Source organism: Streptomyces sp. CNB091, from assembly GCF_000377965.1.
The window spans coordinates 1-14,100 of record NZ_KB899020.1; the positions used below are offsets into that span (position 1 = coordinate 1).

General features: G+C 69.3%; 5 protein-coding genes, 1 tRNA gene and 1 rRNA gene. 6 read left to right on the top strand and 1 reads right to left on the bottom strand.

Going from position 1 to position 14,100, the window contains the following annotated elements; genetic code table 11:
- Positions 1-102: 102 nt before the first annotated feature.
- Together rrf and D581_RS0135190 are read left to right on the top strand one after the other, a co-directional pair.
- Positions 103-219 (top strand): 5S ribosomal RNA (gene rrf, locus D581_RS0135185).
- 205 nt (positions 220-424) lie between these two features.
- Positions 425-497: transfer RNA gene (locus D581_RS0135190), tRNA-Thr, on the top strand.
- Between the two features lie 52 nt (positions 498-549).
- Here D581_RS0135190 and D581_RS0135195 read toward each other — a convergent pair.
- Complete coding sequence (locus D581_RS0135195) at positions 550-3,177, bottom strand: SpoIIE family protein phosphatase (protein ID WP_032753594.1); 2,628 nt, start codon at positions 3,175-3,177, stop codon at positions 550-552.
- 400 nt (positions 3,178-3,577) lie between these two features.
- On the opposite strand from D581_RS0135195, the gene D581_RS0135200 reads away from it, so the two are divergent.
- From D581_RS0135200 to D581_RS0135215, 4 genes are all read left to right on the top strand, one after another.
- Positions 3,578-9,043 (top strand): HAMP domain-containing protein, encoded by a 5,466-nt coding sequence (locus D581_RS0135200; protein ID WP_018961812.1) that lies wholly within the window; start codon positions 3,578-3,580, stop codon positions 9,041-9,043.
- Positions 9,044-9,287: 244 nt separating this feature from the next.
- Positions 9,288-9,971, top strand: coding sequence for a response regulator (locus D581_RS0135205; protein WP_018961813.1), 684 nt, complete (start codon positions 9,288-9,290; stop codon positions 9,969-9,971).
- A gap of 141 nt (positions 9,972-10,112) precedes the next feature.
- Complete coding sequence (locus D581_RS0135210; RefSeq protein ID WP_018961814.1) at positions 10,113-12,929, top strand: DNA translocase FtsK; 2,817 nt, start codon at positions 10,113-10,115, stop codon at positions 12,927-12,929.
- A 303-nt stretch (positions 12,930-13,232) separates the two neighbouring features.
- A complete protein-coding gene (locus D581_RS0135215) occupies positions 13,233-14,033 on the top strand; it encodes a helix-turn-helix domain-containing protein (protein ID WP_018961815.1) in 801 nt (266 codons plus the stop codon).
- The last annotated feature ends 67 nt before the right edge of the window (positions 14,034-14,100 follow it).

Here is a 14,100-nt window from a genome sequence, read left to right on the forward strand (position 1 = left end):
TAATAGGCCGAGGGCTTGTCCTCAGTTGCTCGCGTCCACTGTGTTAGTTCTGAAATAACGAACGGCCGTGTTTTTATCCGGTGTTGGTTAATTTCATAGTGTTTCGGTGGTCATTGCGTTAGGGAAACGCCCGGTTACATTCCGAACCCGGAAGCTAAGCCTTTCAGCGCCGATGGTACTGCAGGGGGGACCCTGTGGGAGAGTAGGACGCCGCCGAACAATTTTTCCGGGAAAGCCCCGCACCTTTTGGTGCGGGGCTTTCCTGCGTTCCAGGGCCGATCGGCGACCCATGCAGCCGGGCCACGCGTGACCCGGGTGACCCGCGCGAACGAGGGGCGCCCGAGAGCCGCGACTCCGGCCGGCCGGGATTATGAGCATCCCCGGATCCCGTGTATGGTTTACCTCGTTGCCACAGCGCAACGAGGCCCCAATAGCTCAGTCGGTAGAGCGTCTCCATGGTAAGGAGAAGGTCTGCGGTTCGATTCCGCATTGGGGCTCAGAGAAAAGCGAAAGGCCCCCGCCAGTGGCGGGGGCCTTTCGCTTTGGGGGTCAGACGCGGGGCGGTTCCGGGACGCGCATGGCGAGGATCGCCATGTCGTCCGAGGCTGGCTCCGCCGCGAAGCGTTCCACGGCCCGCAGAATGCGTGAGGCGACCGCTCCGGCCGTCAGGCCCGTACAGGTCGACAGGACGTCCGCGAGGCCGTCGTCGCCCAGCATGCGGCTTCCCTCGCGGCGTTCGGTGACGCCGTCCGTGACGCACAGCAGGACGTCGCCCGGGTTGAGGACGACCTCCTGCTCGTACAGGTCGAGGTCCTCGATGACGCCGAGCAGGGGCTGCGGTTCCGCGGCGGACTCGACGGAGCCGTCCTGGCGCAGGCGCAGTGGCAGCGGGTGGCCGGCGCAGACGACCTTCAGGAGGGCGCTGCCGTCCTCCTGGGGCCACAGCTCGCCGTACAGGAGGGTCAGGAAGCGGCTGCGGGCGCCCTCGTCGAGGATCGCCGCGTTGAGGCGCTCCAGGACCGCCGGACCGCCGAAGCCCTCGCGGGCCAGCAGGCGCAGGGCGTGGCGGGCGAGGCCCGTGACGGCGGCGGCCTCGGGCCCGGTACCGCAGACGTCGCCGATGGCGAAGCCGTATGCCCCGTCGCTGATCGGGAAGACGTCGTAGAAGTCGCCGCCGACCTCGTTGCCCTCGCCCGCGGCGCGGTAGATGACCTCGATCTCGACGTTCGGCACGTCGGGGAGGCCCGGGGGCAGCAGGCTGCGCTGGAGGGACTGGCTGATCGCCATGCGCTCCGAGTACAGGCGGGCGTTGTCCAGGGCCAGGGCGGCCCGGCGGGAGAGGTCCTCGGCCAGTTCCAGGATCTCCTGGCGGAAGTGGTCGTCCGAGGGCTTCCCGAGCGTCAGCATGCCGATCACGCGGTTGCGGGCGACCAGCGGAAGGACCACCGTCTCGCCGCCGACGGCCTGAGCCGTGGCGAGGATGGTGCGGGTGGCCGTGCTCATGCTCAGCGGCGCGTCGTGCTGCAGGCTGCGGGTCGAGGTGGTCAGCGCGGCACGGTGACCGGCCTCCGAGGGCGCGGCCCAGACACGGGCGCCCGGGGTCGGTACCGGATCCGGCGGGGCGATCTTGGAGAGCAGGGCCTTGAGCCCGTCGATGAGGTCCTCGTCCTCGTGGAGCACGTAGGAGAGGTACGGCTCGGAGGACTGGTCCGCGATCGTGTAGACGGCGCACCAGGTGGCCAGCGTCGGGACCGTCATCTGGGCCATGAGCGCGAGGGTCTGGTCCCGGTCGAGCGTGCCGGCCAGCAGGTCCGAGGCTTCGACGAGGAAGGACAGGGAGCCGCGGCGCAGCCGTTCCAGCTCGCCAAGGCGGGCGGACTCCACGGCCAGCGCGATGCGGTCCGCCGCGAACTGGAGGCGCAGGGCCTCCTCGTTGGTGTAGCGGCCCGCCGCTTCCGCCGCGACGCCGAGGGAGCCGGTGAGGCGGCCCTCGACCTTCAGCGGGACCGTGACGACCGAGCGCATCCCGGTGTCGGTGAGCAGGGGCACGGCGCCGGGGACGGCCGTGAGGTCCTCGTGGACGGCGGGCATCCGGGCGGATCCGTAGCGTCCCGTCCCGGCTTCCACGGGCACCCGGGCGAAGCGCTGGCGGGCCGAGGGGAGGCCCGTCGTGGCGCGGACCTCCAGCTCCGTCTCGTCGTCCGTCGCGAGCAGGAGGAACGCCGCGTCGGCGTCGAGCATGTCGCGTGCCCGCTCGACCGTCCGCTGGAGGAGGCCGTCGAGATCGTCGGGGGCCGGGGAGCCGATGAACACCTCGAACGGGTCCGCGGTGCGGTTGTCGGAAGAGGCGTCGGAGACCGGGGCGCGGACGGGGGACTGGAGCACGGCGCGCTCGTCGTCGCGGACGAGGAGACAGACCGTGGAGGGTTCGCCGTCGGTGTCGCGGACCCGCAGGTGCGAGGAGTAGACGGCGATGGTCCGGCCGTCGGCGCCGCGGATTCCGTAGCTGCCCTCCCAGCGGGAGAGCTGGAGGGCGTCGGCGATGCCGGTGTTGGTCCCCGGGGTGTGCGGCCAGGCCACGAAGTCGGTGAACTGCTTGCCGGTGACCTGTTCCGCGGTGTGCCCGAAGACGTACGCGGCGTCGTCGTTCCACGCGCTGATCGCGCCGGCGCTGTCGATCTGGACGACGGCGACCCGCACGCGCTGGTCGGTGACGGGGAGCAGGGAGGTGGGCAGGACCGGACCGGCGGAGCGGATGCCCACGGGCCGGTCGGGCAGGTCCAGCTGGAACCAGACGTGCTTACGGGTGGGGGAGTACTCGACACCCCAGCGGGAGGCCAGTGCGGCGCAGAGCAGCAGACCGCGGCCGTTCTCGCGGTCGGGGCTGCCGAAGTCGAGGCCGTTGCTCTGGAGCGGGACCTCGCGTTCCGGATAGTGGTCGGCGACCTCGACGCGGACGCCGTCCGCGCTGCGCAGACACAGCACGTCGGCCGCCGTCCCCGCGTGCACGACGGCGTTGGTCACGAGCTCACTGGTGAGGACGACGGCGTCGTCGACGACATCGTTGTAGCCCCACCCCTGGAGCGTGTCCCGGACGAAGGCGCGGGCGGTCGCGACAGAGCGCCCGACCGGTTCGAAGGTGGCGGCCGCGCGCGCGGTGATCACAGCACTCCCCATATGGTGTCTCGTCGCTTCCCCGAGTCCTGTGCCCGTTTATCGCCGCTTCGATTCGCTTGCCAGGCTAGACGTTCGTCAAGGGTGCCGGTTACACGAGGGCCGAGTTCGGGACAGGACGGTCTTGTAGTGGTGCGCGGGCGCACAAGTATGGACTCCGGGTGCAAGGGATGGGGGGCAGCCGGGACAGGTTGCCCGCCGACCGGTTCCGGCCTGGTACGTTGCAACGATTTGACGTCCGCCCGGTCGCCCGTTGACGGTGTGCTGTGGCGGTGAGCCAAAGTGGAACTGGGCAAGCTTCCTTATAGGCCCGAGTGAAACGGTCAACCCCTGCGGGAGGGACACGGTGGAGTCTGGCGTGGCGGCGCAGGGTTCGAAGGCGCGTACAAAAGGCGGACAGTCCGTGAAAAAACAGCGCAATGGCACCGTCGAGGTCGACGCGGCAGCTCTGAACAGACTGCTCGCGGGACTCGTGGCGATGCGCGACGGCAACTTCCGCCGGCGGCTCACCGTCTCCGGCGACGGTGTGATGACGGAGATCTCCGCGGTCTTCAACGAGGTCGCCGACCGGAACCTGCACCTCACCGGGGAGCTGGCCCGGGTACGGCGCGTGGTCGGCCGGGAGGGAAAGCTCACGGAGCGGTTGGAGACGGGTGCCTGCGAGGGTTCCTGGGCCGCCGCGATCGACGCCTCCAACGAGCTCGTCGACGATCTCGCGCGACCGGTCTCCGAAGTGGGCCGGGTGCTGTCGGCGGTCGCCGACGGTGATCTGGAGCAGCGGATGGAGCTGCGGTCGCACACGACGGACGAGACGGTCCGGCCGCTGCGCGGCGAGTTCCTGAAGGTCGCCCGTACGGTCAACAACCTGGTCGACCAGTTGTCGGTCTTCACCGAGCAGGTGACCCGGGTCGCCGTCGAGGTGGGCACCGAGGGCAAGCTCGGGGGCCAGGCGCAGGTGCGCGGGATGTCCGGGTCCTGGAAGGACCTCACGGACTCCGTGAACACCATGGCGTACCGGCTGACGGCCCAGGTGCGGGACATCGCGCTGGTGACGACGGCGGTCGCCAAGGGTGATCTGTCGCGGAAGGTCACCGTCCATGTGGCCGGTGAGATGCTCCAGCTGAAGAACACCGTCAACACGATGGTCGATCAGCTGTCCTCGTTCTCCTCAGAGGTGACACGCGTCGCCCGTGAGGTGGGTACGGAGGGCGAGCTGGGCGGTCAGGCGACCGTGCCGGGTGTGGCGGGCGTGTGGAAGGACCTCACCGACTCCGTCAACACGATGGCGGGCAACCTCACCTCTCAGGTGCGCGGGATCGCGGAGGTGACGACGGCGGTCGCCAGCGGTGACCTGACCCAGAAGGTAACGGTGAGCGCACGCGGCGAGGTCGCGCAGCTCGCCGAGACGATCAACCAGATGACCGAGACGCTGCGCACCTTCGCGGACGAAGTGACGCGAGTGGCGAGCGAGGTCGGTGGCGAGGGACTGCTCGGCGGTCAGGCGCAGGTGCCGGGCGCGGCCGGGACGTGGAAGGACCTCACCGACTCGGTGAACACGGTCTTCCGGAACCTGACGACCCAGGTGCGCGACATCGCGCAGGTCACGACGGCGGTGGCCAGCGGCGACATGTCGCAGAAGGTCACGGTCGACGTGGCCGGCGAGATGCTGGAGCTGAAGAACACCGTCAACACGATGGTGGACCAGCTCCAGTCGTTCGGTTCCGAGGTGACCCGGGTGGCCCGGGAGGTCGGCGTCGAGGGCCGGCTCGGGGGCCAGGCCGAGGTGCCGGGGGCCGCGGGGACGTGGAAGGATCTCACCGACTCGGTGAACACCGCGTTCCGTAACCTGACCGGTCAGGTCCGGGACATCGCGCAGGTCACCACAGCGGTCGCGAACGGTGACCTGTCGCAGAAGGTCACCGTGGACGTGGCCGGGGAGATGCTGGAGCTGAAGAACACCGTCAACACGATGGTGGCGCAGCTGTCCAGCTTCGCCGACCAGGTGACGCGGATGGCCCGGGACGTGGGCACCGAGGGCCGCCTCGGCGGTCAGGCGCGCGTGGACGGGGTGTCGGGTACGTGGAAGGAACTCACGGACTCCGTCAACTTCATGGCCGGCAACCTCACCTCTCAGGTGAGGCAGATCGCGCAGGTGACGACGGCGGTGGCGCGGGGCGACCTGTCGCAGAAGATCGACGTGGACGCCCGGGGCGAGATCCTGGAGCTGAAGAACACCATCAACACGATGGTCGACCAGCTGTCCGCCTTCGCCGACCAGGTCACCAGGGTGGCCCGTGAGGTGGGTACGGACGGGCGGCTGGGCGGTCAGGCGCAGGTGCCCGGCGTGGCCGGGGTGTGGCGCGATCTCACCGACTCGGTGAACGGTATGGCCGGAAACCTCACCGCTCAGGTCCGTAACATCGCGCAGGTCGCCACCGCGGTGGCGCGCGGTGACCTGTCGCAGAAGATCGACGTGGACGCCCGGGGCGAGATCCTGGAGCTCAAGAACACCCTCAACACGATGGTGGACCAGCTGTCCAACTTCGCGGAGCAGGTGACGCGGGTCGCCCGCGAGGTGGGTACGGAGGGCATCCTCGGCGGTCAGGCCGAGGTCCAGGGTGTCTCCGGTACCTGGAAGGACCTCACCCAGTCCGTCAACGGCATGGCGAACAACCTGACGCTCCAGGTCCGCAACATCGCCGAGGTCACCACCGCGGTCGCCAAGGGCGATCTCTCCAAGAAGATCACCGTCGACGCCAAGGGCGAGATCCTGGAACTGGTCACGACCGTCAACACCATGGTCGACCAGCTGCTGAACTTCGCGGACGAGGTCTCGCGCGTGGCCCGCGAGGTGGGTACCGAGGGCATTCTCGGCGGTCAGGCGCGGGTGCGCGGGGCGACCGGCATCTGGAAGGACCTCAGCGAGAACGTCAACCTGATGGCCAACAACCTGACCAGCCAGGTGCGCAACATCTCCCGGGTCTCCTCGGCTGTCGCCAACGGTGATCTGACGAAGAAGGTCACCGTGGAGGCGCGCGGCGAGGTCGCGGAGCTGGCCGACACGGTCAACACGATGGTGACGACGCTGTCCTCGTTCGCCGACGAGGTCACGCGTGTGGCCCGCGAGGTGGGTACGGAAGGCGAGCTGGGCGGCCAGGCGCGGGTGCCGGGAGTCGCCGGTACGTGGAAGGACCTCACCGAGTCCGTGAACTCGATGGCCTCCAATCTGACCGGCCAGGTGCGGCAGATCGCCACGGTCACCACCGCCATCGCCAAGGGCGACCTGACCAAGAAGATCGACATCGACGCGCGCGGTGAGATCCAGGAGCTGAAGAACACCATCAACACGATGGTCGACCAGCTGTCCTCGTTCGCGGAGCAGGTGACCCGGGTCGCCCGCGAGGTGGGCACCGAGGGGCAGCTGGGCGGTCAGGCGCGGGTGCGGGACGTCGACGGCACCTGGCGCGACCTCACCGAGTCGGTGAACGAGATGGCCGGGAACCTGACCCGTCAGGTCCGCGCCATCGCGGCCGTCGCCACCGCGGTGACCCGCGGCGATCTGAACCTGAAGATCGACGTGGACGCGGCCGGCGAGATCCAGGTCCTCCAGGACAACATCAACACGATGATCGCGAACCTGCGCGACACCACCCTCGCCAACAAGGAGCAGGACTGGCTGAAGGGCAACCTGGCGCGGATCTCCGGCCTGATGCAGGGCCGCCGCGATCTGGACGACGTGGCCTCGCTGATCATGAGCGAGCTGACACCGGTGGTCTCGGCGCAGCACGGCGCGTTCTTCCTGGCCATGACCGCGGGCGACTCGGACGAGGTGGGTCCGGACGACGGTGCGGCCAGCGCGTACGAGCTGCGGATGCGGGGGAGTTACGGCTACTCCGCGGGTTCGATGCCGACCTCCTTCCGGCCCGGGGAGACGCTCATCGGGACGGCGGCCGAGGAGAAGCGGACGATCCAGGTGGACAACGTGCCGCCGGGCTATCTGAAGATCTCCTCCGGGCTGGGCGAGGCTCCTCCGGCGCATGTGATCGTGCTGCCGGTGCTTTTCGAGGGCAAGGTCCTCGGCGTGATCGAACTGGCCTCCTTCCAGCCGTTCACGCATATCCAGCGGGACTTCCTCAACCAGCTCGCCGAGATGATCGCGACGAGCGTCAACACGATCAGCGTCAACACCAAGACCGAGAAGCTCCTGGAGCAGTCGCAGCAGCTGACCGAGCAGTTGCGTGACCGCTCGCAGGAGTTGGAGAACCGGCAGAAGGCCCTCCAGGCGTCCAACGCCGAACTGGAGGAGAAGGCCGAGCTGCTGGCCCAGCAGAACCGCGACATCGAGGTGAAGAACACCGAGATCGAGGAGGCGCGGCAGGTGCTGGAGGAGCGCGCCGAGCAGCTCGCGGTCTCGATGCGCTACAAGTCCGAGTTCCTGGCGAACATGTCGCACGAGCTGCGTACGCCGCTGAACTCGCTGCTGATCCTCGCCAAGCTGCTGGCGGACAACGCCGAGGGCAATCTCTCGCCGAAGCAGGTGGAGTTCGCCGAGACGATTCACGGGGCCGGCTCCGACCTGCTCCAGCTGATCAACGACATCCTCGACCTGTCGAAGGTCGAGGCGGGCAAGATGGACGTCAGCCCGACCAGGATCGCGCTGGTCCAGCTGGTCGACTACGTGGAGGCGACCTTCCGCCCGCTCACCGCGGAGAAGGGGCTCGACTTCTCCGTACGGGTGTCGCCGGAGCTCCCCGCGACGCTGCACACCGACGAGCAGCGCCTGCTGCAGGTGCTGCGCAACCTGCTCTCCAACGCGGTGAAGTTCACCGACGGCGGTGCGGTGGAGCTGGTGATCCGGCCGGCCGGCGCCGATGTGCCCAACGCGATCCGGGAGCACCTGCTGGAGGCCGGTTCGCTGCGGGACGCGGACGCCGATCTGATCGCCTTCTCGGTCACGGACACCGGCATCGGGATCGCGTCCAGCAAGATGCTGGTGATCTTCGAGGCGTTCAAGCAGGCTGACGGCACGACGAGCCGGAAGTACGGCGGCACCGGCCTCGGTCTCTCGATCAGCCGGGAGATCGCACGGCTGCTCGGCGGCGAGATCCATGCGGCGAGCGAGCCGGGTCGCGGTTCCACCTTCACCCTGTACCTGCCGCTGCACCGGGCCGAACTGCCGCCCCAGGGCTACCCCGCGGTGGGTTCCGGTTCCGCCGAGGTGCTGGGCGGCGCGGGCGATATGGGGCACGTGCAGTCCCCGCAGGGTCAGCCGGCTCCGTTCGGCGACCCGGCCAACTCCGCCGGGATGTTCCGGCGGCGGCGCAAGGCCCTGGAGGACGCGGCCCGCAGGCCCGCGCTGCCGACCGGCCGGACCACGCCGGAGAGCTCCCCGCAGCAGGAGGAGTGGGTGCAGGCGCAGGGGAGCCAGGGCGAGAGCCAGGTGCAGGGCCAGTCGGCGGCGGACGAGGGGGAGCCCCGGCGGACGTTCCGCTTCCGCGGTGAGAAGGTCCTCATCGTCGACGACGACATCCGCAACGTCTTCGCGCTCACCAGCGTGCTGGAGCAGCACGGACTGGCGGTGCTGTACGCGGAGAACGGCCGTGAGGGCATCGAAGTCCTGGAGCAGCACGACGATGTGACGGTCGTGCTGATGGACATCATGATGCCCGAGATGGACGGGTACGCGACGACGACCGCGATCCGTCGGATGCCGCAGTTCGCCGGGTTGCCGATCGTCGCGCTCACCGCGAAGGCCATGAAGGGCGACCGGGAGAAGGCCATCGACTGCGGGGCTTCCGACTATGTGACGAAGCCGGTCGATCCCGATCACTTGCTTGCGGTGATGGAGCAGTGGATGCACGGAGAGTGATGAAGATGGGAAGGAAAGAGCATCAGTTGTTGACCGACTGTGCTCGAACGGGTGTGAACTCGCCGTACTCGGGGAACCTTCTGGTCTCCAACCGCGTTTGCGGTATGTGCACAGTGACATCGCGGTGACAGGGTGTGGTGACGGGCGGGGTGCGGCTACCATGACCGGCACAAGGACGGACGGCGTAAGGGAGTCGTCCCCTGGGGCGGCACCCGGTGCATTTCCGGGGCGAGGAGGACGGGCCATGGTGCAGAAGGCCAAGATCCTCCTGGTCGATGACCGGCCGGAGAATCTGCTGGCGCTGGAGGCCATCCTCTCTGCGCTCGATCAGACACTGGTTCGGGCATCGTCAGGGGAGGAGGCGCTCAAAGCGCTGCTCACGGACGACTTCGCGGTCATTCTGCTGGACGTCCAGATGCCGGGCATGGACGGTTTCGAGACAGCCGCGCACATCAAGCGGCGGGAGCGGACCCGGGACATCCCGATCATCTTCCTCACCGCGATCAACCACGGTCCGCACCACACTTTCCGCGGCTACGCGGCCGGTGCGGTGGACTACATCTCGAAGCCGTTCGACCCCTGGGTCCTGCGGGCCAAGGTCTCGGTCTTCGTCGAGCTGTACATGAAGAACTGCAAGCTCCGCGAGCAGGCCGCACTGCTGCGGCTCCAGTTGGAGGGCGACGGCCACGCGGGCGGCGAGCGCGAGAAGGAGCCGGCCGGTCTGCTGGCCGAACTCTCCGCGCGGCTCGCGGCGGTCGAGGAGCAGGCCGAAGCGCTCTCCAAGCAGCTCGACGACGAATCCGCGGACGCCGCCGCGGTAGCCACCGCCGCCCACCTCGAACGCAAGCTGACCGGCCTGCGCCGCGCGCTCGACGCGCTGGAGCCGGGCACCGGCGGGGGTACGGGCGTGCTGCCCGCACAGAGCTGACGATCTGCGCTCCCTTCGGCTCGGCCCGTGCCGGCCGCTGCCGTGAGGCGGCGTCAGTTCCCGGCCCCCCGAGGGCGACACGGTCGGGTGAACCAGTAGGCGAACGTATTCACGGGCGACGACAGCGGTAACCTCGGCACCATGGCCTCACGTACGTCCGGCAAGGGTTCCCAGGGCGCGGCGGGCGCCGCGAAGCGCGTCGGCCGTACCCCGGGCCCGGCGAAGAAAGCCGCGCCCGCCAAGAAGACCGCACCCAAGAAGTCGGCTTCTCCCGCGAAGAAGGCTCCCGCGAAGAAGGCGGCGGCCAGGAAGCCCGCGCCCAAACCCGCACCGTCACCCACCGGAGGCGTCTACCGGCTGGTGCGGGCGGTCTGGCTCGGGGCGGCGCACGGCGTCGGCGCGCTGTTCCGCTCGATAGGGCGTGGAGCCAAGGGACTTGACCCCGCCCACCGCAAGGACGGGCTCGCCCTGCTGCTGCTCGGCCTGGCGCTGATCGTCGCCGCGGGCACCTGGTCCAACCTCCAGGGACCGGTCGGCGACCTGGTGGAGATGCTGGTGACCGGGGCCTTCGGCCGGCTCGACCTGCTCGCGCCGATACTGCTGGGCGCCATCGCGGTGCGGCTGATCCTGTACCCGGAGCGGCCCGACGCCAACGGTCGTATCGTCATCGGGCTCTCCGCCCTGGTCGTCGGAGTCCTCGGCCAGGTGCACATCGCCGTGGGGTCGCCGGGCCGGGCCGAGGGCACCGAGGCGATGCAGGACGCGGGCGGGCTGATCGGCTGGGCCACCTCCAAGCCGCTGATCTTCATGATGGGCGAGGTGCTCGCCGTACCGCTGCTCGTGCTGCTGACCCTGTTCGGGCTCCTCGTCGTCACCGCCACCCCGGTCAACGCCATTCCGCAGCGGCTGCGTCAGCTCGGCGTCCGCCTCGGCATCGTGGAACCGGCGCCCGAGGCCGGCGAGGGGTACGAGGACGACGACGAGCGCTACGACGAACAGTGGCGCGAGGCGCTGCCCGAGCGGACCCGGCGGCGTGGCACGCGGCACCCGGACGAGGACCCCGTCCACGACGAGGCGGAGGCGGAAGCGCTCACCAAGCGCAGGAGGCCCCGCAGGCCCTCCGCGCAGCCCGCGATGAACCGGCCGCTGGACGCGGTGGACGTCGCCGCTGCCGCTGCCGCCGCGCTCGACGGGGCCGTGCTCAACGGCATGCCGCCCTCTCCGGTCGTCGCCGACCTGACCCAGGGCGTCTCCGTGGACCGGGAGCGCACCGGGACGCCCGTCCCCGGGGCCCGGGAGGCCGAGCGGGACGGCGCGGGGAAGGCCGGAGCAGGGCGCAGGGCGGGCCGGTCCGGTGACGCGCACGACATGACCGGCGGTGACGCCTCCGGCCGGTCCGGCGCCGTTCCCGACCTGACTAAGCCCGCACCGGAGCGTTCCGAGGGCCTGCCCGCCCGCGCCGAGCAGCTCCAGCTCTCCGGCGACATCACGTACTCGCTGCCCTCGCTCGACCTGCTGGAGCGCGGCGGACCGGGCAAGACCCGCAGCGCCGCCAACGACGTGGTCGTCGCCTCGCTGACCAACGTCTTCACCGAGTTCAAGGTCGACGCCGCGGTCACCGGATTCACCCGGGGCCCGACCGTCACCCGCTACGAGATCGAGCTCGGCCCCGCCGTGAAGGTCGAGAAGATCACGGCACTGGCCAAGAACATCGCGTACGCCGTGGCCAGCCCGGACGTGCGGATCATCTCGCCGATCCCGGGCAAGTCCGCCGTCGGCATCGAGATCCCCAACTCCGACCGCGAGATGGTCAACCTCGGCGACGTTCTGCGCCTCGCGGACGCGGCCGAGGACGACCACCCGATGCTCGTGGCGCTCGGCAAGAACGTCGAGGGCGGCTACGAGATGGCCAACCTCGCCAAGATGCCGCACGTCCTGGTCGCCGGCGCCACCGGCTCCGGCAAGTCCTCCTGCATCAACTGCCTGATCACCTCGATCATGGTGCGGGCCACCCCGGACGACGTCCGGATGGTCCTCGTCGACCCCAAGCGCGTCGAGCTGACCGCGTACGAGGGCATCCCCCACCTCATCACCCCGATCATCACCAACCCGAAGAAGGCCGCCGAGGCGCTCCAGTGGGTCGTGCGGGAGATGGACCTGCGCTACGACGACCTCGCCAACTTCGGCTACCGGCACATCGACGACTTCAACCACGCGGTGCGCAACGGCAAGTGCAAGGCGCCCGAAGGCAGTGAGCGGGAGCTGTCCCCGTACCCGTACCTGCTGGTGATCGTCGACGAGCTGGCCGACCTGATGATGGTGGCCCCGCGCGACGTCGAGGACTCGATCGTCCGCATCACCCAGCTGGCCCGCGCGGCCGGCATCCACCTGGTGCTCGCCACCCAGCGGCCCTCGGTCGACGTGGTGACCGGCCTGATCAAGGCCAACGTCCCCTCCCGGCTCGCCTTCGCCACCTCCTCCCTCGCCGACAGCCGCGTCATCCTCGACCAGCCCGGCGCCGAGAAGCTCATCGGCAAGGGCGACGGGCTCTTCCTCCCGATGGGCGCCAACAAACCCACCCGTATGCAGGGAGCGTTCGTCACCGAGGACGAGGTCGCCGCCGTCGTCCAGCACTGCAAGGACCAGATGGCCCCGGTCTTCCGGGACGACGTCGTGGTGGGAACGAAACAGAAGAAGGAGATCGACGAGGACATCGGCGACGACCTGGACCTGCTCTGCCAGGCCGCCGAACTGGTCGTCTCCACCCAGTTCGGATCGACCTCGATGCTCCAGCGCAAGCTCCGGGTCGGCTTCGCGAAGGCGGGCCGGCTGATGGACCTGATGGAGTCCCGCAACATCGTCGGACCCAGCGAGGGCTCCAAGGCGCGCGACGTCATGGTGAAACCCGACGAGCTCGACGGTGTGTTGGCCGTCATCCGCGGGGAATCCGCTCCGTAAAGGTTCTGTGGGCAACCGTTTCGTACGGTCGTACGTCCAGTTGAAGAGAGGGACGGAACCGTGCTCCTCCCCACAGCTCGCTCCGTCGTCACCTCATCCGTACTCCCACCCCGTTCGGCCCACTACAGGTTGACCAGTCCTCGATCGGGGCTGTGCTCCGTCCCCGCTCCGCCCCGGAGCCGGCGGCGGGGCCGTCCGGCGAACCCGATGGCGTACAAAGTCGTCCCTCCCGGTTGCCCCTCCCTTTCGTACCCCCCCTAGACTGAACATCCAGCAGGTGGCTCACGCTCGAAAGGCGCCCCCGTGTCCATCGGCAACTCCCCCGAAGACGACCGGCCTTCGATCGGTCGTGCCCTTCAGCAGGCTCGAATCGCCGCGGCTCTGACGGTCGAGGAAGTCAGCAGCTCCACCCGGGTGCGCATCCCCATCGTGCACGCGATCGAGCAGGACGACTTCTCCCGCTGCGGCGGCGACGTCTACGCCCGCGGCCACATCCGCACGCTCGCCCGTGCCGTCGGCCTCGATCCGGAACCGCTGGTCGAGGAGTACGACGCCGATCACGGCGGCCGTCCCGCACCGACCCCCGCGGCTCCGCTGTTCGAAGCGGAACGCATCCGCTCCGAACCCCGGCGGCCCAACTGGACCGCCGCCATGGTCGCGGCCATCGTCGCCGTCGTCGGTTTCGTCGGCTTCACGCTCTTCAGCGGCGAGGACGAACCCTCGAACACCGCGCAGATCGCGGAGGGCTCCAAGCCCGACAAGACCGCGGCCAAGCCCACCGCCACCAAACCCTCCGACCCCAAGCCCGTGCCCTCCGAGAGCGCCATCGCCGCCGCCCCCCGGGACAAGGTGACGGTCAAGCTCAGCGCGGACCGGGGCAAGAGCTGGATCTCGGCCAAGGACCACAACGGACGGCAGCTCTTCGACGGCCTGCTGCTCCAGGGCGAGTCCAAGACCTTCCAGGACAAGGAGCGCATCGACCTCGTCCTCGGCGACGCCGGGGCGATCGCGCTCTTCGTCAACGGCAAGCAGGTCGAGGACCGCTTCGGTCCGGGCCAGGTCGAACGGCTTTCCTACACCAAGGGCGACCCCGAGGCCGGCTGATCCGCCGCCCTCCGCTTCCGCACACGTCCCGACGGGCGTCCGGCATCGCGCCGGGCGCCCGTCGGCG